This is a genomic window from Micromonospora sp. NPDC005707, from assembly GCF_040631005.1.
Lineage (GTDB): Bacteria > Actinomycetota > Actinomycetes > Mycobacteriales > Micromonosporaceae > Micromonospora.
The window spans coordinates 112,766-134,809 of record NZ_JBEXYR010000012.1; the positions used below are offsets into that span (position 1 = coordinate 112,766).

Below are 22,044 nucleotides of genomic sequence, written 5' to 3' on the forward strand. Positions count from 1 at the left end.
CGGCCGGCACGGGTCTCGCCCTCCTACGGGCCCGTGCCGGCCACCCCCGAACTCACGACGCCTGACCCCTCGCAGAATCAGAAGCGGAGCGAAGATGGCGATGCGGCACCCGCCGACCCCGGCGGAACAGGAGCTGTGGAACGCGGTGGTGGCCGGGGTGCGGGCGGCCGACGAGTCGGACCTGGCCGGCGTCGACGCCGCGGTCGACCGGCTGGCGCGACTGCCCCACCCGTGGGCGTACCACGTGCTCGGCGACACCGCCGCGCTGCTCGTCGAGGAGCTCGACCCGGACGGCCAGGACGTCTGGCCACTGCTCGCGGCGCAACTCGACGACGACGCTCCCGCCTCGACGGCCCGGCGCCGGATGTTGCCGTACCCCGGCGGCCGGCGGCCCACCCAGGCCGGGGTCCGCGAGCCGGAGGCGCTGCGCCGGCGACTGCTGCTCATCGCCCGGCTCGCCGACGCCACCGAGGTCGGGGTCGGCGCGTTCCTCGACGTCGCGATCGCCGACAATGCCGCCCGGGCGCGCCGGGCGCCGGCCCACTCACTCCCGCACTGCCGCCTGGGCCAGTGAGGCGACCTGCGCGCGGAATTCCTCGTCCCCGGCTCGCCCGGGGCCCTCGCGTCGGCCAGCGGGATGCACACGACGTCACCGCTGGCGGTACGCCGTCCAGACCGCGAGGCAGAGGCCGGCGGTGCCGGCGAAGGCCACACCGGACCGCAGGACGGCGTCGGCCAGCTGGTCGGTGCTGACCCAGACGATGAATCCCGTCCAGCTGGCCACCAGCAGCGCGGTGACGAACACGAGCGCGAGGAACAGGGCCTTGTGGCTCGGGAGGAGCCGCCCGCCCGGGTCGCCGGGCGGCTGCGGCGCGGGCGCCGAAGCGGGTACGGCCATGGTGACGAGGTCCTTTCGATCGACGGCGGTTCGGGCGGACTCGTTGCTGACGGCGAACCCGGCTGCACCGGGGTGGGCTCGCTCAGTCCCCTCTGGACCCGCCACTGGTGAGTCGCTCCTGCTGCGGACCCTAGGTCCGGCCGACGCGCGGCCCTGGGCGACCGACCACGGGACGGAGAACCTGCGGCTTCTCGTGCGCCTCCGGCGTCCCCGACGACGGCGCCACGGGTCCGCTGGCGCATCTTCGGCCAGTCCTCGACCGTCTCCCGCACGTCGGTCAGCACCCGCTGCGGCTCCCGGCGTGGGCTCCTCCCGCTCGCCGGGGTCCCGGTGCGGGCCGATTTCGATCGGCATCCAGCTCTCGACCAGATCCCCGGCGATCGTCCGGCGGCGCGGGCTGTGGACTGCCGGGCACTCGGCCGCGATCCGGGATACACCAAAAGCGTCATTATGGTGTGCGCAAGTTTTTGCCCGGATTGTCCGGACGCTTTAACGGATTGGTGTTACCGGTAATCCGCTAATTGGCGGGCGGGCTCGTGGCGAGGAAAAGGGGTGGACGGGTTGGTGCGCGGCTTGTAGCTTGCAGTTGCCCGTGACTCGGCCCGAGGAGGTGAGACCCATGAACGCTGTAGCGATGTGGGTGCTCCCCCGTCCCGTCACGGTCGGGCGACTGACGTAGGTGTCGCCGGGAGCGCCTCCCCACCAAGGCACTCCCGGAAGGCAACACCTATGGACTCTGTTCGGTTCACCCCCCAGCCGTCGTCGCCGTCGCCGGCCTCCGGCGCCGATCGTCCGCCCGTCGCGTTCGACGTGATCATTGCCGGATGCGGGCCGACCGGCGCGATGCTGGCCGCCGAACTGCGGCTGCACGACGTGCGGGTACTCGTCCTGGAGAAGGAAACCGAGCCCGTGTCGTTCGCCCGCATAGTCGGTCTGCACATCCGCAGCATCGAGCTGATGGCCATGCGCGGGCTGCTGGAACGCATGCTCGAACGCGGACGGCGGCGTCCGGCCGGCGCCTACTTCGCCGCCATCGACAAGCCCGCACCCGAGGGCCTGGATTCCGCGCACGCCTATCTGCTGGGCATCCCGCAGCCGGTCATCGTGCACCTGCTCGAGGAACACGCGATCGAACGGGGCGCGCAGGTCCGGCGCGGTTGCCCGGTGGCCGGTCTCCAGCAGGACGACGACGGGGTGACCGTCGAGCTGGCCGGCGGGGAACAGCTGCGTTCGCGCTATCTCGTCGGCTGTGACGGCGGGCGCAGTACGGTGCGCAAGCTGCTCGGCGTCGGCTTCCCCGGCGAGCCCTCGCGGACCGCGACGCTGATGGGCGAGATGGAAGTGGGTGTGCCGCAGGAGGAGATCGGCGCCAGGGTGGCCGCGGTCCGCGAGAGCGACAGGCGATTCAGTATCGGGCCCGCGGGCGTCGGGGTCTACCGCGTCATCGTCCCCGGCGCGGCGGTCGGCGATCGTGGACAACCGCCCACCATCGAGGATTTCCAGCAGCAGTTGCGCACCATCGCCGGAACCGATTTCGGCGTGCACTCGCCGCGCTGGTTGTCCCGCTTCGGCGATGCCACACGGCTGGCCGAACGTTACCGGGTCGGGCGGGTGCTGCTGGCCGGCGACGCGGCGCACATCCATCCGCCCATCGGCGGCCAGGGCCTCAACCTGGGCGTCCAGGATGCGGTCAACCTCGGCTGGAAACTGGCCGCACAGGTCCGCGGCTGGGCGCCGGAAACACTGCTGGACACCTACCAGGCCGAACGTCATCCGGTGGCCGAGGACGTGCTGGACAACACCCGCGCCCAGTTGGAACTGCTGTCCACCGAACCTGGCCCGCGGGCCGTGCGCAGGCTGCTCACCGAACTGATGGACTTCGACGAGGTGAACCGCTATCTGCTCGAGAAGATCACCGCGATCGGCATCCGTTACGACTTCGGCGCGGGCCCCGACCTGCTGGGCCGCCGCCTGCCCGACATCGGCGTGAAGCAGGGCCGCCTCTACGGTCTGCTGCACCGTGGTCGCGGCCTGCTGCTGGACCGCACCGAACGCCTGACCGTCGGCGGCTGGGCGGACCGGGTCGACTACCTCGGGGACCCCACCGCGGTGCTGGATGTTCCGTGCCTGCTGCTACGCCCCGACGGCCACGTCGCCTGGATCGGCGACGATCAGCAGGGCCTGGACGAGCACCTCTCCCGCTGGTTCGGCAATCCCAACTGAGTTGAAGCTCAGCGGCGTCGCCAGGGCCACCATGGGCGACGCCTCGGCGCGGGCGGGACGGCCGCCGGGTCGGTGGCCGCGGCCACCCGCTCGGCGGCGGCCCGCTCCCGGGCGGCCCGCCAGTCGCGGACCACGTCGTTGGCGTCGACCGGGCGCACCACGACGCGCGGTCCGGTGGGCGTGCGCAGCCAGGCCACCACCTCGGTGTTGAGGGCGGCCACGTACGCCCGCACCGACTCCTCGGTGGGCAGGTCGCGGACCTCGTCGGGGAGCTGCTCGATGCGGCGGCGCAGTTGCAGCGGGGTGGGCAGGAGGAGATCGCCCGGAAGCTGTTCGCGCTCCAGGAAGCTCCGGATCCACCAGCCCTCGTCGTAGGGCAGGTCGCGGCCCGGGATCGGCTTGCCGGCCCCGGGCAGGTTGTCGAACTCGCCGCGCTCCTGGGCCGAGCGGATCTGCGCCTCGACCGCGGCCTCCCAGCCTGCCGTCACCGCCGTCACCTCCCGTTCCCACCGTATCCGCCGGTCACTGACCTGGTGGTACAGCGCGGACCCGGACTCGGGTGTTCCCGCCCGGTGACACCGGGCGGGAGTGCGGCACAGGGCACGGTCATCCGCGCGGAGGGATCGCGCCGGTGCGGGCGGTGCGGTCGCCGCCGGAAGGGACGGCGGAGACGAGAGACGACAAAGGCAAGGAGGTCACTCACTCCTTGCCACTCTCAACATATAGCGCACCGGGGGTCTTGCGGCAAGACCGGGGTCGTGCCGCAGAATCGTCCGCCGAGGCCAGAACCTGCGGAAATCGGTGATTTCGTGAAGTACGCGGGACTCTGTTGACATTCCACGTCCGGAACAGGGGTTTCATGATCGACGTGATCATTGCCGGCGGTGGCCCGACCGGCCTGATGCTGGCCAGCGAGTTGCGGCTGCACGGCGTGCACGTGGTCGTGCTGGAGAAGGAGGCCGAACCCACCCCGTACGTCCGCGCGCTCGGCCTGCACGTGCGCAGCATCGAGGTGCTGGACCAGCGCGGCCTGCTGGAGCGGTTTCTCGCGCTCGGCCGGCAGCACCCGCTCGGCGGCTTCTTCGCCGGGATCGACAAACCCTCCCCCGACCGGCTGGACACCGCGCACGGCTACGTGCTCGGCATCCCGCAGACCACCACCGACCGCCTGCTGGCCGAGCGCGCCGCCGAGCTGGGCGCCGACCTCCGCCGCGGCTGCGAGCTGGTCGGGCTGAGCCAGGACAACGACGGCGTGACCGTCGAACTGGCCGACGGCACGCGACTGCGTTCCCGGTACCTCGTCGGCTGCGACGGCGGCCGCAGTACGGTGCGCAAGCTGCTCGGCGTCGGCTTCACCGGCGAGCCCAGCAGGGTGGAGACGCTGCTGGGCGAGATGGAGGTGGCGGTGCCTCCGGAGACCGTGGCCACGGTGGTCGCCGAGGTTCGCAAGACCCACAAGCGGTTCGGCGTCGGGCCCTTCGGAGAAGGCGTGTACCGGGTTGTCGTGCCCGCCGAGGGGCTGGCCGAGGACCGCTCCGTCCCACCGACCCTCGATGAGGTCAAGCGGCAGCTGAGGGTCTTCGCGGGCACCGACTTCGGTGTGCACTCACCGCGTTGGCTGTCCCGTTTCGGCGACGCCACCCGGCAGGCCGAGCGCTACCGGGTCGGCCGCGTGCTGCTGGCCGGCGACGCGGCGCACATCCATCCGCCCATCGGCGGCCAGGGCCTCAACCTGGGCGTCCAGGACGCGTTCAACCTGGGCTGGAAGCTGGCCGCCGAGGTCAACGGATGGGCGCCGGAGGGGCTGCTCGACAGCTACCACACCGAGCGCCACCCGGTGGCCGACGACGTGCTGAACAACACCCGCGCGCAGATGGAGCTGTTGTCTCCCGAGCCGGGCATCCGGGCGGTGCGCCGGCTGCTGTCGGAACTCATGGACTTCGAGGACGTCAACCGGTACCTGATCGAGAAGATCACCGCGATCGGGGTCCGCTATGACTTCGGCGAGGGGCATGAGCTGCTCGGCAGGCGGATGCGGGACGTCGGCCTGAAGCGGGGCCGCCTCTACGAGCTGACGCGTGGCGGACGTGGACTGCTGCTCGACCAGACCGGTCGACTCTCGGTCGCCGGGTGGGCCGACCGGATCGACCACGTCGTCGACGTCAGCGAGGATCTGGGCGTGCCCGCCGTGCTGCTGCGACCGGACGGTCACGTGGCCTGGGCCGGCGAGGACCAGGCTGGTCTGCTCGCCCAGATCCCGAGGTGGTTCGGCGCGGCCACCGGCTGAGCGGCAGGCGCGGCGTACAGTCCTGGTGGGCCGGCGGGCGGCCCGTACTCCCGGGCGGGAGGGACCACCGGCGTGCGCGACTGGCTCATCGGCCTCGGGGTCGCCGTGGCCTGCCTGCTGGCCAGTTGGGCCCTGCTGGTGCTGCTGGCCCGGCGGCTGCCGCCGGGCATCCTGCGCGACCTGGCCGCCTTCATCCCGGACTGCCTGACCACCGTGCGCCGGTTGCGCCGCGACCCCCGGGTGCCGCGCCGGGCGCGGGTCGCGATCGTGTTCGCCGGGCTCTGGCTGGCCAGCCCCATCGACCTGATTCCGGAGTTCCTGCCGGTCATCGGCCCGCTGGACGACATCGTGGTGGTGGCGCTCGCGCTGCGCTACGCGGGCCGGCAGGTGCCCCGGCAGGTGTTGCTCGACGCCTGGCCGGGCGAGCCCCGGCTGCTGCTTCGCCTGCTGGGCCCGGCGCCGGCGGCCGAAGCGGGCACCGAGGGGCACGAGCGCTGACCGGCCTGCTGGTGGCCTCGGCGGCGGCGTTCCTGCTGGCCGTGCTCTCTGCGGTGACCGGGTTCGGCGGCGCGGTGTTGTTGCTGCCGGTCTTCACCGCGCTGTTCGGGCTGCGCGTGGCGGTGCCCGTGCTCACCCTCACCCAGCTGGCCAGCAACGGCGCGCGGGTCTGGCTCAACCGGCGCGAGCTGCATCCCGAGCTCGCCGGCCGGTTCGCGCTCGGCGCGGTGCCGTTCGCCCTGGCCGGGGCGCTGCTGTTGGCGCACGCGCCGCTGGCCGCGCTGAAGCGGCTGCTCGGGGTGTTTCTGCTGGGCGTGGTGGCGTGGCGTCGTCTCGGCCGGCCACCCGAACGGCCCGGCGTGCGGACCTTCGTGGCGGTCGGCGCGGCCTCCGGGCTCGGATCGGCGCTGCTCGGGTCGGTCGGTCCGCTGACCGCGCCGTTCTTCCTGGCGTACGGGCTGACCCGGGCCACGTACGTGGGCACCGAGGCGGCCGCCGCGCTCACCCTGCACCTGGCCAAGACCGTCGGGTACGCCGGGGCGGGGCTGCTCGGCCAGGAGGTGCTGCTGCTCGGCGCGGCGCTGACCCCGGCCACCCTGGCCGGGGCGTGGGTGGGGCGGCGGATCGTCGGCCGGATCAACGACCGCACGTTCGTCGCCCTGGTGGAGGCGGGGCTGGTCACGGCCGCCCTGCTCTTCCTGGCCGGCCGCTGACAGCGCCCGGCTCAGGGTCGCAGGCGGACGTGGCGGTGACCGTCGCGCGGGAACGGCGGCCGGGCCGGCAGCACCTCCGCGAAGACGTAGCCGCTCTTCTCGGCCACCCGGCAGGAGGCCGGGTTGTCCACCTGGTGCAGCAGTTCCAGCCGGGTCAGGCCGCCCGCGGCGAACCGGGAGAATGCCCACCCGGTGACCGCCTCCACGGCCCGTGGCGCGACCCCACGGCCCCGGGCCGGCGCCGCCGTCCAGTAGCCCACCTCGGCGGCCGGTTGTCCGGGCGCGACCTCCTTGAGCACCACGTTGGCCACCAGCCGCTCCCCCTCGGCCGTGGTTTCCAGCACCGCGAAGCTGAACCGCCGGTCGGCCGCCCAGCCCTGCCGGCTGCGGCGCAGGAAGGCCCGGGCCTCGGCGGGGGTCGTCACCGGGTACCGGGTCCAGCTGCGCAGCACCGGATCCCGGTACGCGGCCAGCAACGCCTCGGCGTCGTCGTCGCGCCAGGGTCGCAGCAACAGTCCGGGGGCGGAGAGGGTGGCGGCGGCGTGGAGCACGATCGGCATCCCGGTAGTGTGGCCCGTCACGCCGCCACCCGGCGAGCCCGCTCCCATGGCGTCGCGTCGACCCGACGCACGGGCACGTGGCGGTGCAGAGCCTGCTGCCAGGGCTGACAGGGGTCAGAGGTTGTCCGGCTGGTGCAGGGCGGGGTGGTGCTCGCCGGGCGCGGCGTACCAGGGGTGCGGGTCCTCCCGCAGCGCGGTGGCGATCCGCAGGCGCGACCACTCGTCCAGCTCGGGCAGCTCGTCGGGGGCGAACCAGCCGACCGCGAGGGACTCGTCGCCGTCGGCCGTGGGCACCCCGCCGACCGGCCGGCAGCGGAACCAGACGTTGAGATATTCGCAGGCGTCCCCGTTGGGGTAGACGACCGGATGGGTGGCCACCCCGCCGATCCGCTCGATCTCGACCTGGATGCCGGTCTCCTCGCGGACCTCGCGGACCAGCGCGTCGGCGGGCTGCTCGCCCGGGTCGACGGTGCCGGCCGGCACGGACCAGCGGCCGTTGTCGCCGCGGCGGGCGAGCAGCACCCGCCCGGCCTCGTCGGTCACCACGGCGCTGACCCCGTAGAGCATGAGCAGGTCGCGGCCGATGTGCCGGCGCATCCGTGCGATGTAGGGCGAGACAGGCATGGCGGCACCCTACCGGCGGCCCTCCCGATGCCGCCGCACCATGCCGGCGGCCAGCGGGGCGGCGTCCAGGTCCCCGGCGGCGATCCGCCCGGCGACGGTACGGCGCACCACCCGGTCGGCAAGCGCGGGCGCGTGCCGGGCCAGGGCCAGCTCCAGCCGGCCCCGGGTGGTGGTGGCCACGTCCCGGGGCGCCCGGCGGGCGGTGGCGGCGCGCAGGATCGCGGCGACCACCCCCTCGACGGGTTCCATCCGGGACACCCCGCTCAGCGACAGCCCGGCCTCGGCGGTGCTGTCGTGGATCGGCGAGGACACCATGCTCGGGTAGACGACGCTGACCCCGACATGGGTGCCGACCTCGTGGCGCAGCGCGTCGGCGTACGCGACGAGGGCCCGCTTGCTCACCCCGTACGCGGCCGCGAGGGGCAGGGGCAGCACGGCCATCCGGCTGGCCACGAAGACCACCCGGCCGCGGGCCGCCTCCAGGGCGGGCAGCGCCGCCGCCGTGGTGCGCCAGGCGGCGAGCAGGTTGACCTCCAACTGCCGGCGGACCACCTCGTCGGGCGGCAGCTCGGCCGGGGCCGGTCCGCCCACGCCCGCGTTGTTGACCAGCAGGTCCAGCCCGCCGAGCCGGTCCACGGCGGCGGCCACCGCGGCCGGCACGGCGGCCGGGTCGGTCAGGTCGCAGCCGAGCACCGGCACCTCGCCGCTCTCGTCGGGATGCAGGTCCAGCCCGACGACGCGGGCGCCCGCGCCGGTCAACGTGGCGCACAGGTGCCGCCCGAAGGTGCCGCTCGCGCCGGTGACCAGCACCCGCCGTCCGGCCAGCCCGCTCACCGCCGTGCCCCCGTCCGGCGGCGCCCGGCGGCCAGCTCCCGCTCCAGCTCGCTCAGGTACGCGTCGAAGTCGACCCGCATGTGCGGCCGGCGCTGCCCCCACCGGGCGGTGGCGGAGCGCAGCTCGGCCCGGCAGGCGGCGGCCTGCCGGGCCGGGTCCGGTGGCGCCCAGGTGCCGGCGAGCCGCCCGGCGACCAGCCGGGCCTGGGCCTCCACCAGCGGGAACGCCGCCCCGGTGGACTGCATCAGCCCGACGAAGGCCAACCCTGGGGCGTCCAGGTGGAACACGTGCCGGTACAGCGGCAGCCGGTCGGCGCCGTCGCCGAGCAGTTCGGGGTCGAGGAAGGGGACCTCCACCCGGTAGCCGGTGCACCAGACCACCAGGTCCACCTCGTCGGCGCGGCCGTCGGTGAACTCGACCCGGTCGCCGGCGAACCGGGCGATGCCGGGGCGGGCCTGGATGTCGCCGTGGGTGAGCCGGGACAGCAGCCCGTCGGAGAGCGTGGGGTGGTCCTGGAGGAAGCCGTGGGCGGGGGCGGGCAGCCCGTACCGGGCGGGTGGGCCGACGGTGGCGGTGAGCATGGTCTGGCTGATCCGCTGCCGCAGCCGCCAGGGCAGCCGGCGGGCGAGCGCCCCGTTGAGGGTGTCGGAGGGGCGGCCGAGCAGGTACTTGGGCACCACCCAGACTCCGCGGCGCAGCGACAGCAGGGTCCGCGCGGCGGCGTACGAGGCGTCGACGGCGATGTCCATGGCGGAGTTGCCGCCGCCGACGACCAGCACCCGCCGGCCGGTCAGCTGCTCCGGGCCCCGGTAGTCGTGGCTGTGCAGCTGCTCCGCGGTGCATCCGCCCGGGTACGGGTCGGGCCACTTCGGCACCCGGTTGTGCCCGTTGGCCACCACCACGGCCTCGACGTCGACGCGGACCGGCCCGTCGGGTCCGGTGGCCTGCACGGTCCAGCCACCGCCGGCCGCCGGGGTGACCCGCTCGACGGTGTGCCGCAGCCGCACGGCGTCGCGCAGTCCGAACCGGTCGGCGTAGTCGGCGAGGTAGCCGGCGATGTGGCTGTGGTCCGGGTAGTCGGGCCAGTGCGCCGGCATCGGGTGGTCGGCGAACTGGGTGCGCCCCTTGCTGGTGTTCAGGTGCAGCGTCCGGTACGCGGGCGAGCCGGGTGACCCGTACACCCAGAGGCCGCCGACGGTGTCGGTGGCCTCGAACGCGACCGCCGGCACGCCGGCGTCCGCGAGGGCCTTGAGGGTGGCCAGTCCGGCCGCGCCGGCGCCGATGACCGCCACCCGGGGTGGTGCCGCCATGCCCCCGCCTCCTTAATCCAACGACCGCTGGATAATCCCCGGCGGGCGCCGGCCCGTCAAGGGCTGGCCGGCGGGTACAGCCCATCGAGGAAGCGATGCACGAAGGCTCGGAACTCGCGCCGCTCCCGGGCGTCCGAGCCGTGCTCCGCGGCGAGGGCCACCACGTGGCCGTGCACCGCCCAGACCAGGCTGCGCACGGTGACGTGGGGGGTCGGCTCGACCAGCGCGCCGCCCGCGGCGGCGGCGGCGAGCAGCTCCTCGACCAGCGCGTAGAGCGGGGCCGAGTAGCGCTGGTCGAGGTCGGCGTGCCGGTGCGGCTCCAGCCAGCGCCGCAGCCACAGCGCGGTCGTCTCCGGCCGGTCCTCCAGGAAGTCGACGAACACGTCGACCAGCTCGTGCAGCGTCCGCAGCGCGTCGGCGGGCCCCGCTGCCAGGGCCGATCGGGCGCGCTCCCCGGCCGCCTCGAGGACCTCCCGCTCGGCGGCGAAGACCCGGGCGAAGCAGGCGTCGTAGAGCTCCGCCTTCGTGCCCGTGTGGTGGGCGACGGTGGCCACGTCGACGCCGGCCGCGGCGGCCACGTCGCGCAGGCCGACCGCGTCGAAGCCACGTTCGGCGAAGAGCGCCGTGGCGGCCGCGAGCACCAGCTCCCGGGTGGGCCGTTCGTCGCCGCGGCGGGGCCGGCCCGGTCGCCGGCGGGGCATGGTCATCCCGCCATTGTTCCCCCTACAATCCAGCAACCGTTGGATTGGGGGCGGCGTGCCCCGAGGAGGAGGCGGCGATGACCGGGCTCGACCAGCGGCGGCAGGCCGCCGCCGCCCTGCCGCGCGGCCCGCTGGCCGGCTTCGCCGCCGGCTCGCTCGGCATGGGCGTCTGGGTCACCGTGCCCGGGCTGCTGCTGCTCTCCTTCCTCACCGACGTCCTCGCCGTGGCACCGTGGCTGGCGGGGCTCACCCTGCTCGTGCCGAAGATCGCCGACGTGCTGCTGCACCCCTGGATCGGGCACCGCTGCGACGTCGAGCAGGCCCGCCGCGGCCACCGGCGGCGGCTGCTGCTGGCCGGTTGCGCCCTGCCGCTGGCCTTCGCCGCGCTGTTCGCCGTGCCCGGCGAGCTGGACGGCGCCCCGGCCGCGGCCTGGGTGGCGGTGTTCTTCGTCGCCGGGAACCTGCTCTTCGCCGCGTACCAGGTGCCCTACCTGGCCACCCCGGCGGACCTGCGGATCGGCTACCACGAGCGCACCCGGCTGATGGCCTTCCGGATGGTGGTCCTCACCCTCGGCATCCTGATCTCCGGGCTGCTCGCGCCGCTGCTGGCCGGCGGTGACACCGCCACCCGCGCCGGCTACCTGCGGATGGCTGCCCTGCTCGCGGTGGGGATGCTCGCGGCCATGGTGGTCGGCGTCGCCGGAATCGACCGGCTGCGCCGCACCGCCGCCGTGCCGTCACCGCCGCACCGGGCCGGCGGGTGGGCGACCCTGGCGGCGAGCCTGCGCGACCGGCAGTTCCGCTGGCTGGTCGGCGCCTACCTGGCCATGTCGACCACCACCCACCTCGTGCTGGCCGGCGTGCCCTACTACGCCGAGTACGAGCTGGGCCGCCCGAAACTGACCACCGTGCTGGTCGCCGCGTTCGTCGCGCCGGCGCTGCTGGTCACCCCGGCCTGGCTGGCGGTGGCCCGGCGGGTCGGCAAGCAGCCGGCGCTGCTCGCCGGCCAGCTGGCCTTCGCCGTCGGCGCGCTGGTGCTGGCCGTCGGCCGGCCGGCCGGGCTGCCGGTGCTGGTCGGCGCGGTGGCGGTGCTCGGGGTGGCGTTCGCCGGGATGCAGCTGCTGCCCTTCTCGATGCTGCCCGACGTGATCCGGGCCGCCGACACCGACCGGGCCGGCACCTACACCGGGGTGTGGACCGCCACCGAGGCCACCGGCGCGGCGCTGGGCCCCTACGCCTATGCGCTCTGCCTGGCCGCCGGGGGCTTCGTGGCCTCCGCCGCCGGGCAGACGGTCACCCAGTCGGCGGGCGCGCTGACGGCGATCCGGTACGGCTTCGGGCTGCTGCCGGCCGCCCTCATGGTGGTCGCCGTGCTGCTGCAACGCCGCTACACCCTCGACCGCGCGGCCCGCGCCGACGCCGGCCGCGACGGCGCCGCCTGACGGGCCGCGCCGGCGACGACGAAGAGGAACAGGCCACAGGCCGCGACCAGGAGCCAGCCCGGGCGGGACGCGCGGGCCAGGCCCGCCGGGCCGACCCCGGCGACGAGGCCCCCGGCGACGGCGATGCCGACGGCCGAGCCGAGCTGCCGGGCGGTGGAGGTGATCGCCCCGGCGACGCCTGCCCGCGCCGGCGGCAGGCCGCTCACCGCGGTGTTGGTGATCGGGGCGTTGGCGAAGCCGAAGCCGATGCCGATGAGCAGGTAGGCCGGCAGGAGCTGCCGGAGATCCGGGTCGGGGCGCAGGTCGACCAGGATGAGCCCGCCGGCCGTGAGGAACGTGCCGGCGAGCAGGAGCGGCCGCCGCGCCCCGTAGCGCCCGGCCAGCCGGCCGGACAGCGGCGCGCAGACGGTCGCCCCCAGCGCCAGGGGCAGGGTCGCGGCCCCCGCGGCGAGCGGGGTCCAGCCGTGGCCGTGCTGCAGGTACAGCGTGGTGAGCAGCAGGCTCACGGTCAGCGCGACGAACACGGCCACCGCGCCCAGCACCGCCGTGGCGAAGGCCGGCCGCCGGAACAGTCCCAGTTCCATCAGGGGTTCGCGGCGACGCCGCTCGACCACCACGAAACCCCCGGCGGCCGCGGCGGCGACCAGGTACGCGGCCCAGGCCGGCGGCGACGCCCAGCCGATGCGCGGGCCCTCGATGAGCACGGCGACGCAGAGGCACACCACGACGGTGAGGAGCACCTGGCCGGGCAGGTCGGGCCGCCGGGCCCGCGGCGCGCGGGACTCCGGGACGAACCGCGCGCTCAGCACGAGCGCGGCGACGATGACCGGGGCGTTGATCCAGAACACCGACCGCCAGCCCAGCGCCGCGATGAGCGCGCCGCCGGCGACCGGTCCGGCCGCCATGCTGAGCCCGAAGACCGAGGCCCAGATCCCGATGGCCTGTGCCCGTTCCCGCGGGTCGGGCATCGCGTTCACCACGATGGCCAGGGCCACGGGGCTGAGCATCGACGCGCCGACCCCCTGGACGGCCCGCGCCGCGACGAGCGCGCCGAGCGACGGGGCCACCGCGCACGCCACGGACGCGACGCCGAAGACGACCAGCCCCCACCGGAAGACCCGGCGGCGGCCCAGCCGGTCGGCCAGCGCGCCCGCGGAGATCAGCAGGCTGGCCAGGATCACGGTGTAGGCGTCCACGACCCATTCCAGGCTCCGGGTGCCCACCCCCAGCCCGCGCCCGATGGCGGGCAGGCCCACGTTGACGATGGTGGTGTCCAGCCCAACGAGCAACATGCTCAGCGCGCAGATCGCCAGCACCGCCCACCGCCGGCGCGCAGTCAGCTCGGATCGCACGGTCAGGGATGTCGCGGCCACGCGCTCACCTCCAGGTCGGGGAACATGCCCCGTCATGCTCGAACCGGGCGGGCCCCCGGGCCCAGCCTTCTTGCGGAAACCGCAAAGATGGCGGGTGTGGAAACCGATCTCGCGGAACTCCTCGACGGCATCGGGCCGCGGCTGCGCGCGCTGCGCCGCGACCGCGGACTGACGCTGGAGACCCTCGCGGCGCAGACCGGCATCTCGGTGAGCAAGCTGTCCCGGCTCGAGTCGGGCAAGCGGCGCCCCACCCTGGAGCTGCTGATCCCGCTGGCCCTCGCCCATCGCGTCGCGCTGGACCAGCTGGTGGCGGCGCCGGCCACTGGCGACCCCCGCGTCCACCTGCGGCCGCACCGGCGACGGCGCGGCGGTGCGGTGGTGCCCCTGACCCAGTACCCGGGGCGGGTCCAGGTCTTCAAGCAGGTCCTCGCGCCCCGGGAGCCGACGCTCGTCACCCACGCCGGCTACGAATGGCTCTACGTCCTCGCCGGCCGGCTCCGCCTCGTCCTCGGTGACCGCGAGTTCATCCTCCGTCCCGGCGAGGTGGCCGAGTTCGACACTGGCGAACCGCACTGGTTCGGCCCCGCCGGCACGGCCACCGTCGAGATCCTGCACCTGTTCGGACCACACGGCGACCAGGCCGTCGTCCGCACCGGGCCGTCGACACCGTCGTGACCCGCGGCAACTAGACTTCGCCGCCGATGGACGCCCAGACCGCCCCCGAGACCCGCCCCTGCGCCCACTGTGGACGTGACGTGCCGCAGCGCGCCGGCGCGGGCCGGCCCTTCCGGTACTGCCGGGACAACGACGGCGCCTGCCAGCGGGCGTCGCGCAACTCCCGGATGCGCCACCGCAACGCGCCCGGCCTGCCCGGACAGGTGGCCCGTACCTGGGAGGCGGTGGACCGGCTCGACCAGATCGTGGAGACCCTCACCGAGGCGCTGCACGCCGAGCTGTCCCCGGCCGGGGTGGAGCGGCAGCTCGCCGAGGTCCGCGCCGAGACGGCCGCCCAGGTGGCCGCGGCGCACACGGCACGCGACGAGGCCCGGCGGGACGCCGAGGACGCCGCCGCGGCCGCCGCCCGCGCCCGCCACGAGGCGCAGGCGGCGCTGGCCGAACGCGACGCAGACCGGGAGCGGGCCGACCGCGCCGAGGCGGCGTCGGCCGCGGCCGCCGACCGGGCCCGGCATGCCGAGGCGGCCCGGGACGAGGCCCGCGGCGAGGCCGGGGCCGCGCAGGCGCTGCGGGTGCAGGCCGAGCGGGACCGCGACGCGGCCCGCCACGAGCTGCGTACCGTGCGGTCCGAACGCGACGGTGAGCGCCGCCGGGTCAGCGACCTGACCGCCGAACGGGACGCCGGCCGCATCGACGCCGAGCGGGCCACCCGCTCGGCGGGTGAGGCCCTGGAGCGGGCCGAGCGGCTGCGCGCCGAGGCCGACCGGGCCCGTGGCGACGCCGAGGCGGCCCGTGCCGCGACGGACCGGGCCCGCGCGGAGGCCGAGGCGGCGCGGCAGGCCGGGCAGGAGGCGGCCGAGCGGGCCCGCGCGGAGGCCGCCGAGGCGCAGTCCGCCCGGGCGGCGGCTGCGGCCGCTCGGGAGGAGCTGGCGGCCCGGACCGCCGAGCGGGACGCCCTGGCCGCCGACCTGGCGGCCGCGCGGCAGGCGGCCGCCGCCGTCGAGGCCCGGCTGGCGGAGCTGACCGTACGGGTGGCCGCCGCCGAGACCGACCGCGACGCCGCCCAGCGGCGTGCCGCACAGCTCGCCGACCAGGTCAGCGACCTGGCCGGTGCGCTGGCCAGGCTGGGCTCCCGCACGAGCTGAGGGCGACGGCGCCCGCCGGCCACGGGCTGGGACGGGTCAGCGGGAGGTGCGCCGCGGCGGGGATGATCAGGACGTGGGAAAGACGTACGAGCGCATCGACGGGCGGCTGCGGACCTTCATCGAGGCGCAGCCGATGTTCTTCACAGCCACCGCACCGCTGGCCGGCGACGGCACCATCAACCTCTCCCCCAAGGGCCTGCGCGGCTCCTTCGCCGTCCTCGACGAGTTGACGGTCGCCTACCTGGACTTCGCCGGCAGCAACGCCGAGACCGTCGCGCACCTGCGGGAGAACGGCCGCATCACCCTGATGTGGTGCGCCTTCACCGGCCCGCCGAACATCGTCCGGGTGCACGGGCGGGGCGAGCCGGTGTTCCGCGACGACCCCCGCTGGCCGGAGCTGCTGGGCCACTTTCCCGACATCGACCCGGGCCTGCACGGCCTGCGGGCCGTCGTCGTGGTCCGCGCCGAGCTGATCCGCGACACGTGCGGCTACGCGGTCCCGCTGATGACCTACGAGGCCGACCGCGACCTGCACGGGCGGCGGTTCGCCCGGGAGGACGACGCGTCGCTGAGCGCGTACTTCGCCGGCAAGGAGCACGTGGCGACAAGCATCGACGGGCTGCCGGGCCTGCCGCTGCCCCTGCCGCCGACCCCGGCCCGGTGACATCCGGGCCGGTCAGTGGATGCCGGCCATCAGCTGCCGGATCTGCCGGGTGAACATCACGGCGGCGAGCCCGAGCACCACCGAGGCCAGGCCGAAGGTCAGGAAGTACGTCGGCTCGGACCAGCTCTCGGCGAGCCGGGCGACCTGACCGCCGATCGCGTCGCCCACGGCGGTGGCGAGGAACCACAGGCCCAGCATCTGGCTGGCGTACTTGACCGGGGCCAGCTTCGTGGTGGCCGACAGGCCCACCGGGCTCAGCGCCAGCTCGCCGGCGACCTGGATGGCGTACACCGCGACCAGCCACCACGGGGAGACCAGATCGCCGCCGACGGCGGCCTGCGCGGCGGCGGCCATCAGCACGAACGACAGGCCGTTGAGCACCAGGCCGACGGCGAACTTCGTCGGCGTGGACACCCGGTGCCCGAGTTTCAGCCACAGCGCGGCAGCCAGCGGCGCCCCGATGATGATCAGGATCGGGTTCACCGACTGCAGCCAGGACGCCGGGAAGGTGAAGCCGCCCACGTTCCGGTCGGTCTGGTCCTCGGCGAAGATGTTCAGCACCGACCCGGCCTGGTCGTAGATCAGCCAGAACGCCGCGGCGAAGACGAACAGCCACACGTACGCCTTCATCCGGCTGCGTTCGGTGCCGCTGATCTCCCGGTCGGTCAGGATGCGGACGAAGTAGGCGATGGTGACCAGCACGGTGACGAGGGTGAGCAGGTTGACCACCGTGTCGACGGTGAACAGCCCGATCAGGGCGAGCACGGCCAGCACCACGAGCACCACCACGGCGACGACGGCGATGCGGGTCAGCGCCCGCCGCCGGTCCGCGCCGAGCAGCGGGTCGGCGGGCCGGGCGCCGGCGTCACCGAGGTTGCGCCGGCCGAGCACGTACTGGATCACCCCGAAGGTCATGCCGATGGCGGCCGCGCCGAAGCCCAGATGCCAGTTGATCTTCTCGCCGAGGAAGCCGGTGATCAGCGGGGCGATGAACGCGCCCAGGTTGATGCCCATGTAGAAGATCGAGAAGCCGGCGTCGCGGCGCGGGGAGTCCCGGTCGTAGAGGTCGCCGACCATGGTGGAGATGTTGGGTTTGAGCAGGCCGGTGCCGAGCACGATCAGCGTCATGCCGGCGAACACGCTCCACCGCGCCGGGACGGCCATCACGTAGTGCCCGGCCGCGATCACCACGCCGCCCCAGAGCACGCTGCGCCGCGCGCCGATCAGCCGGTCGGCCACCCACCCGCCCGGCAGCGCCATGAGGTAGACCATGGCGTTGTAGGTGCCGTAGACGGCGTTGGCCGTGGACTCCCCGATGCCCAGCCCCTCGTCGGCGACCGACGCGGTCAGGTAGAGCACGAGGATGGCCCGCATGCCGTAGAAGCTGAACCGCTCCCACATCTCGGTGAGGAACAGCGTGGACAACGCCCGCGGGTGGCCGAAGAAGGTCTTCCCGCCGGGCGCCCGGGCCCCGGCCGGCGCGTCACCGGTCATCGTCACCTCCGCACGCGTGGAGGCGGCTAACATCCCCGTTGACAGTCGAAACACTCCACCGATTCGGCCCGGCCGGGGACGACCCCGCCGGGCAGCTGTCATGACCGGCTACTCTTGAGGATCCCGACCCCGCGCCGGGCCCTCGGCGTGCCGGGAATGGGGCGGCGGTGACGGGCCGTTACACCTGAAGACCAGCACCACGAACGAGGGGAAGTCGATCATGGGCGAGCGTATGCTGCGCGGTAGCCGACTGGGCGCAGTCAGCTACGAATCCGACCGCAACACGGAGCTCGCGCCGCGTCAGACCCGCGAGTACCTCTGCGCGAAGGGGCACCAGTTCGAGGTGCCGTTCGCCGTCGACGCCGAGGTCCCGACGACCTGGGAGTGCAAGTTCGACGGCAGCGTCGCCCGCCTGGTCGACGGCAGCGAGCCTGAGCAGAAGAAGGCGAAGCCGCCGCGCACCCACTGGGACATGCTGCTGGAGCGGCGTTCGATCGCCGAGCTGGAGGACATCCTCGCCGAGCGGCTGCAGGAGGTCCGCACCCGCCGCGGTCGCGCCTGAGCACCCGTAACGACGCAAGCGCCCCCGGGGACAACCCCGGGGGCGCTTCGTCATGTCTGTCCGGTTTCACCGGCCGGGTTCGACGATCTCCCCCTCGATGGCGCGGCCCGGCTCGGTCACCGGCGACGGTTGCGGCGCCGGGGTGGGCTGCGGCGCGCCCCGGCGCACCCGCACGCGGCGGGGCCCGAACAGGTCACCGGCGACCATCGACGACACCCGGCGCTCGGTGGCCCGGCGCACCCCGCCGCCGGCGAGCCGCCGTACCGGCGGCACCAGCAACAGCAGCCCGACCACGCCGCTGACCAGGCCGGGCAGCGCCAGCAGCAGCGCACCCAGCAGACCCACCAGGCCGTCGGTGACCTGCTGGCCCGGCGGCTGGCCGGACTCCACGGCGGCCCGGAAGCCGCGCCAGGCCCGCATGCCCTCCCGGCGCAGCAGCACCAGGCCCAGCAGCGAGGCCGCGAACACCAGCAGCACCGCGAACCCGAACCCGACGCCCCGGCCGACCAGGACGAAAACGGTCAGCTCCAGCAGCGCGAGCAGCAGCAGGGCCGGTGGTACGTACTTCAGTCCTCGGCGCATCTCACCTCATCCGCCCGGGGGTCATCACGCCCTTCCAGCATGACACGCCCGCGCTCACGGCCAGCGGGCCAACGCGTCGGGGCGGCGTGCCGCCGCCCGCCGGTCCCGCAATCCCCAGGTGGTGATCCGCCACAGCGCCTCGGCCACGATCAGCGGGCTCATCTTGCTGTCGCCGTGCTCCCGCTCGGCGAACGTGATCGGCACCTCGACCATGCGTACCCCGGCGCGGTGCGCCAGCCGGGAGAGCTCCACCTGGAACGCGTACCCCTGGGAGCGCACCGAGGCCAGGTCGATGGCGTCCAGCGCGGCCGCCCGGTACACCCGGTAGCCGCCGGTGGCGTCGGACACGGGCACGCCCAGCGCGAGGCGCGCGTACAGGTTGCCGGCGCGGGACAGCAGCAGCCGCCGCAGCGGCCAGTTCAGCACCCGCGCGCCGCGGGTCCACCGGGAGCCGATCACCATGTCGGCGTCGCGGGCGGCGTCCAGCAGCGCCGGCAGGTCCTCCGGGGCGTGGGAGCCGTCGGCGTCCATCTCCACCACGGCGTCGTAGCCGCGCTCCCGGGCCCAGGCGAAACCGGCCAGGTAGGCGGCCCCGAGGCCTTCCTTGCCGGGGCGGTGCAGCACCTGCACGTGCGGGTCGGCGCCGGCCAGGCCGTCGGCGATCGCGCCGGTGCCGTCGGGGCTGTTGTCGTCGGCGACGAGGACGTCCACCGCCGGCGCCGCCTCGCGTACCCGCGCGACGATCCGGTCGACGTTGTCGGCCTCGTTGTAGGTGGGAATGACCACGAGGACCCGTCCCACCCCGGGATGGCCGACCATCCGCCTGTCGGCTGCCACGCCCACCGTGTACCGCCTCCCGCCCGTCGTCTACCCCGGGTCGACCTCCCGGCGGCGGCGCAGCACCGTCGCGCCGGCCAGGGCCGCGACGGCGAGCGCCGCGAGGGCCACCTCCGGCCACACCCCCGCCGTGGTGGCCGGGGTACGCCCGTCGCCGAGCCGCATCTGCCGCACCACCACCGCGGCGGTGTTGAACCCGGTCGCACCGTCTACCCGCCCGTCCGGGGAAACGAACCCGGACACCCCGACCGTGGAGGCCATCAGGGCGGCACGACCGTGCTCGACGGCGCGCAGCCGGACCATGGCCAGCTGCTGGCGGGCCTCGGCCGCGTCGAACGTGGCGTTGTTGGTCTGCACCACCAGCAACTGTGCACCGCCGGTGACGGTGTCCCGGACGATGCCGTCGTAGGCGACCTCGAAGCAGATCACGTCGCCGAGGGTGGCCACGCCGGTGTCCAGCACACCGGGGGCGCTGCCGGGGACGAAGTCGGAGCGGACCCGGTCGACCTCGGAGCTGACCATCCGGGCGATCTCGCGCAACGGCACGTACTCGGCAAACGGCACGGGGTGCCGTTTGGTGTAGAGCTGCTGCAGGTCGGCTCCGCTGCCGGGGCGCCACAGCAGGCCGGCGTTGCGGACCTGGCCCTCGCCGGGGCCGAGGAGCACGGCGCCGACCAGGATCGGCGCGCCGATGGTGTCCGCGGCCTGGGAGATCCGGTCGCCGGCCCCGGGGTAGCGCAGCGGGTCGATGTCGCTGGAGTTCTCCGGCCACACCACCAGGTCGGGGCGGCGTTGTGTGCCCGCGGCGACCTGTTCGGCCAGTTTCAGGGTGGCGTCGACGTGGTTGTTCAGCACGGCCTGCCGTTGGGCGTTGAAGTCCAGCCCGAGGCGGGGCACGTTGCCCTGGACGATGGCCACGGTGACGGTGTCGCCGCCGCCGCGTACCCCGGCCGGCACGGCGGGGCCGGCGGCGAGCACCGCGGCCAGGGCGGCGGTGAGCCCCGCCACGGGGCGCCACAGCCCGGCGGGCTGGCGCCAGTTGCGCCAGGCGAGGGCGAGCAGGATCCCGCCGGCGAGGGCGACGGCGAAGGTGACCAGCGGGGCGCCGCCGAGCGCGGCCAGCCGCAGCAGCGGGGAGGTGTCCTGGCTGAACGCCAGCCGCCCCCACGGGAACCCGCCGAACGGGGTGCGGTCGCGCAGCGCCTCCTGCCCCACCCACAGCACCCCGGTGACCAGCGGCCACGCCGCGCGGTGCCGGTCGACCAGCGGGGACACCCAGGCGGTGGCGGCGCCGAGCAGCGCCAGGTAGGCGGCCTGCAGCAGGGACAGCAGCAGCCACGGCACGTAGCCGGTGTGCAGGTTGGTCCATTCCAGCAGCGGCGCGAACAGCGCCACCCCGGCGAGGAAACCCAGCCCGGCGCCGGCGCGCAACCGCCGCCGGTGCGCCGCGGCGGCGAGCAGCGCCACACCGGCCGGGGCCAGGGGCCACAGCCCGTACGGGGGGAAGGCGGCGAGCAGCGCCAGACCGGCCAGCAGGGCCGCCGGGACGGCCAGTTTCAGGGGCAGCGGTCGCCCGCCGGCGCCCGGGCGTGCCCCGCCGGTGGCACGCGTCTCTTCCCGGTCCAGCGTCGTCACCGGCACCTCACCACGATCACGCGCCGAAGGCTACCCGGCGGACCGGCCCGTCGGCCCGTCCGGGCCGGCTCACTCCGGCAGCCGGATGACCGGCAGGTCGTCGTCGCCGTAGCGGACCTCGCCGGTGAGGATCGGGGCGTCGTGGTCGAGGCAGGCCAGCACGGTGGCGGCCAGGTCGACCCGCCCGGTGAAGCCCCGCCAGTACGCCAGTTCCTGCCACGAACCACCCTCGGTGGCCAGCACGGCGCAGGCGTCCAGGGCGAGCAGCCGCCGCAGCGCCGCCCGGTCCTTCGAGTCGTCGACGGCCGCGTACGCCTCGGCGGCGGCGAGCACGGGCACCCCGAAGCGCACGCCGTCGGCGATCACCTCGTGCAGGGTCTCCCCCACGTGCACCGACCCGGCCAGGTACGCCAGCAGCGCCGACCGGTCGAGCACCAGCCGCACGGGCGGCGCGTCGGCGTCGCTCACGCGGCGCTGGCCCGGCCCGCGTGGTCCTCGTCGCCGGTTGCGGTGTGCCGCACCCGTTCCCGGATCGCCTGGTAGCGCTCGGCCGGCCAGGCGACGTCGACGGCGGCGCGCGCCGCCCGCGCCCGGGCGATTCCCTCCTCGGTGACCGCGATGCCCTGGTGGGCGAGCTCGGCGCCGAGGGCTTCCCGGCGCATCAGCGCCCGCGCGGCGTGCACCAGGAAGGCGCTGGCGTTGGGTTCGCGTTCGAGGCGTTCCGCGACGTCCGGCGGGACCGAGATCGACAGTTTCCGCACCGCTCCGGTCATACCGCGCAGCATAGCCGGTAGCACCGTGCTGGTGGAGGCGCGGAAACGAAAATCGGGGCGCGGCTGATGCCGCGCCCCGATGCTCCCAGGCCCTTCCCGGCCGGTGGGGCGAGGGCGATCGGCGCCGACCTTCGGACCGACCCGACGTGGACTGGCTGCCCCCGCCTGGCCGTTGTCTACTGGCCGTGCCTCTCACCCTGCCCGTACACCGGTA

24 protein-coding genes are annotated in these 22,044 nt (G+C 74.8%); 10 read left to right on the forward strand and 14 right to left on the reverse strand.

Annotation, left to right across the window (positions count from 1 at the left end):
- The first annotated feature begins 94 nt into the window (after positions 1–94).
- Positions 95–574, forward strand: coding sequence for a hypothetical protein (locus tag ABZ452_RS23500; RefSeq protein ID WP_357946603.1), 480 nt, complete (start codon positions 95–97; stop codon positions 572–574).
- Positions 575–649: 75 nt separating this feature from the next.
- Here the strand turns inward: ABZ452_RS23500 and ABZ452_RS23505 are convergent, their stop codons facing one another.
- The gene (locus ABZ452_RS23505) at positions 650–898 is read right to left on the reverse strand and encodes a hypothetical protein (RefSeq protein WP_357946605.1); all 249 of its coding nucleotides are present in this window, start codon (positions 896–898) and stop codon (positions 650–652) included.
- A 729-nt stretch (positions 899–1,627) separates the two neighbouring features.
- Between ABZ452_RS23505 and rox (ABZ452_RS23510) the strand changes: the two genes are divergently transcribed.
- Positions 1,628–3,121: a rifampin monooxygenase gene (gene rox, locus ABZ452_RS23510; protein ID WP_357946608.1), complete on the forward strand. Its 1,494-nt coding sequence runs from the start codon at positions 1,628–1,630 to the stop codon at positions 3,119–3,121.
- Between the two features lie 8 nt (positions 3,122–3,129).
- On the opposite strand, the gene ABZ452_RS23515 is transcribed toward rox (ABZ452_RS23510), so the two are convergent.
- A complete protein-coding gene (locus tag ABZ452_RS23515) occupies positions 3,130–3,609 on the reverse strand; it encodes a DUF1992 domain-containing protein (protein ID WP_357946611.1) in 480 nt (159 codons plus the stop codon).
- A 371-nt stretch (positions 3,610–3,980) separates the two neighbouring features.
- On the opposite strand from ABZ452_RS23515, the gene rox (ABZ452_RS23520) reads away from it, so the two are divergent.
- The 3 genes from rox (ABZ452_RS23520) (at position 3,981) to ABZ452_RS23530 (ending at position 6,619) form a co-directional block, all read left to right on the forward strand.
- Positions 3,981–5,408 carry a rifampin monooxygenase gene (gene rox, locus ABZ452_RS23520; protein ID WP_357946614.1) on the forward strand — a complete coding sequence of 476 codons (1,428 nt, stop codon included), beginning with the start codon at positions 3,981–3,983 and terminating at the stop codon, positions 5,406–5,408.
- A gap of 72 nt (positions 5,409–5,480) precedes the next feature.
- Positions 5,481–5,906, forward strand: a complete 426-nt coding sequence (locus tag ABZ452_RS23525; RefSeq protein ID WP_357946617.1) for a DUF1232 domain-containing protein — start codon at positions 5,481–5,483, stop codon at positions 5,904–5,906.
- Positions 5,907–5,917: 11 nt separating this feature from the next.
- Complete coding sequence (locus ABZ452_RS23530) at positions 5,918–6,619, forward strand: sulfite exporter TauE/SafE family protein (protein WP_357946619.1); 702 nt, start codon at positions 5,918–5,920, stop codon at positions 6,617–6,619.
- A gap of 11 nt (positions 6,620–6,630) precedes the next feature.
- Here the strand turns inward: ABZ452_RS23530 and ABZ452_RS23535 are convergent, their stop codons facing one another.
- The 5 genes from ABZ452_RS23535 to ABZ452_RS23555 form a co-directional block, all read right to left on the reverse strand.
- Positions 6,631–7,179, reverse strand: coding sequence for a GNAT family N-acetyltransferase (locus ABZ452_RS23535; protein WP_357946622.1), 549 nt, complete (start codon positions 7,177–7,179; stop codon positions 6,631–6,633).
- Between the two features lie 114 nt (positions 7,180–7,293).
- On the reverse strand, positions 7,294–7,803 hold the full coding sequence (locus ABZ452_RS23540) for an NUDIX domain-containing protein (RefSeq protein ID WP_357946625.1): 510 nt from the start codon (positions 7,801–7,803) through the stop codon (positions 7,294–7,296).
- Positions 7,804–7,812: 9 nt separating this feature from the next.
- The gene (locus ABZ452_RS23545) at positions 7,813–8,637 is read right to left on the reverse strand and encodes an SDR family oxidoreductase (protein ID WP_357946628.1); all 825 of its coding nucleotides are present in this window, start codon (positions 8,635–8,637) and stop codon (positions 7,813–7,815) included.
- Entirely contained in the window at positions 8,634–9,947 is a 1,314-nt protein-coding gene (locus ABZ452_RS23550) for an NAD(P)-binding domain-containing protein (protein WP_357946631.1), read from the reverse strand. The genes ABZ452_RS23545 and ABZ452_RS23550 overlap by 4 nt, the downstream gene beginning before the upstream one ends.
- 56 nt (positions 9,948–10,003) lie before the next feature.
- The gene (locus ABZ452_RS23555) at positions 10,004–10,654 is read right to left on the reverse strand and encodes a TetR/AcrR family transcriptional regulator (RefSeq protein ID WP_357946634.1); all 651 of its coding nucleotides are present in this window, start codon (positions 10,652–10,654) and stop codon (positions 10,004–10,006) included.
- Between the two features lie 71 nt (positions 10,655–10,725).
- Between ABZ452_RS23555 and ABZ452_RS23560 the strand changes: the two genes are divergently transcribed.
- Positions 10,726–12,090, forward strand: coding sequence for an MFS transporter (locus tag ABZ452_RS23560; RefSeq protein WP_357946637.1), 1,365 nt, complete (start codon positions 10,726–10,728; stop codon positions 12,088–12,090).
- Here ABZ452_RS23560 and ABZ452_RS23565 read toward each other — a convergent pair.
- The gene (locus ABZ452_RS23565; RefSeq protein WP_357946640.1) at positions 12,036–13,463 is read right to left on the reverse strand and encodes an MFS transporter; all 1,428 of its coding nucleotides are present in this window, start codon (positions 13,461–13,463) and stop codon (positions 12,036–12,038) included. The two genes, ABZ452_RS23560 and ABZ452_RS23565, sit on opposite strands and share 55 nt — an antisense overlap.
- A 96-nt stretch (positions 13,464–13,559) precedes the next feature.
- On the opposite strand from ABZ452_RS23565, the gene ABZ452_RS23570 reads away from it, so the two are divergent.
- The 3 genes from ABZ452_RS23570 (at position 13,560) to ABZ452_RS23580 (ending at position 15,947) form a co-directional block, all read left to right on the forward strand.
- Positions 13,560–14,138 (forward strand): XRE family transcriptional regulator, encoded by a 579-nt coding sequence (locus ABZ452_RS23570; protein WP_357946643.1) that lies wholly within the window; start codon positions 13,560–13,562, stop codon positions 14,136–14,138.
- Positions 14,139–14,164: 26 nt separating this feature from the next.
- Positions 14,165–15,283 (forward strand): hypothetical protein, encoded by a 1,119-nt coding sequence (locus tag ABZ452_RS23575; RefSeq protein WP_357946645.1) that lies wholly within the window; start codon positions 14,165–14,167, stop codon positions 15,281–15,283.
- A 73-nt stretch (positions 15,284–15,356) separates the two neighbouring features.
- Positions 15,357–15,947 carry a pyridoxamine 5'-phosphate oxidase family protein gene (locus ABZ452_RS23580; protein ID WP_357946648.1) on the forward strand — a complete coding sequence of 197 codons (591 nt, stop codon included), beginning with the start codon at positions 15,357–15,359 and terminating at the stop codon, positions 15,945–15,947.
- Positions 15,948–15,959: 12 nt separating this feature from the next.
- Here ABZ452_RS23580 and ABZ452_RS23585 read toward each other — a convergent pair whose 3' ends face one another.
- A complete protein-coding gene (locus ABZ452_RS23585; RefSeq protein WP_357946650.1) occupies positions 15,960–17,441 on the reverse strand; it encodes a peptide MFS transporter in 1,482 nt (493 codons plus the stop codon).
- Between the two features lie 220 nt (positions 17,442–17,661).
- Here ABZ452_RS23585 and ABZ452_RS23590 point away from each other — a divergent pair, with 220 nt between their 5' ends.
- Positions 17,662–18,003, forward strand: a complete 342-nt coding sequence (locus tag ABZ452_RS23590; protein WP_046564157.1) for an RNA polymerase-binding protein RbpA — start codon at positions 17,662–17,664, stop codon at positions 18,001–18,003.
- Between the two features lie 66 nt (positions 18,004–18,069).
- On the opposite strand, the gene ABZ452_RS23595 is transcribed toward ABZ452_RS23590, so the two are convergent.
- The 5 genes from ABZ452_RS23595 to ABZ452_RS23615 all read right to left on the reverse strand — a co-directional run bounded on the left by ABZ452_RS23595 (position 18,070) and on the right by ABZ452_RS23615 (position 21,830).
- Positions 18,070–18,585 carry an FxsA family protein gene (locus ABZ452_RS23595; RefSeq protein WP_357946653.1) on the reverse strand — a complete coding sequence of 172 codons (516 nt, stop codon included), beginning with the start codon at positions 18,583–18,585 and terminating at the stop codon, positions 18,070–18,072.
- 54 nt (positions 18,586–18,639) lie between these two features.
- The gene (locus ABZ452_RS23600; protein WP_357946792.1) at positions 18,640–19,404 is read right to left on the reverse strand and encodes a polyprenol monophosphomannose synthase; all 765 of its coding nucleotides are present in this window, start codon (positions 19,402–19,404) and stop codon (positions 18,640–18,642) included.
- 48 nt (positions 19,405–19,452) lie between these two features.
- Positions 19,453–21,057 (reverse strand): apolipoprotein N-acyltransferase, encoded by a 1,605-nt coding sequence (gene lnt, locus ABZ452_RS23605; RefSeq protein ID WP_357946795.1) that lies wholly within the window; start codon positions 21,055–21,057, stop codon positions 19,453–19,455.
- 69 nt (positions 21,058–21,126) lie between these two features.
- Positions 21,127–21,525, reverse strand: a complete 399-nt coding sequence (locus tag ABZ452_RS23610; RefSeq protein WP_357946656.1) for a hypothetical protein — start codon at positions 21,523–21,525, stop codon at positions 21,127–21,129.
- Positions 21,522–21,830, reverse strand: coding sequence for a hypothetical protein (locus ABZ452_RS23615; RefSeq protein WP_357946659.1), 309 nt, complete (start codon positions 21,828–21,830; stop codon positions 21,522–21,524). Before ABZ452_RS23615 ends, ABZ452_RS23610 begins: the two co-directional genes overlap by 4 nt.
- Positions 21,831–22,044 lie beyond the last annotated feature (214 nt).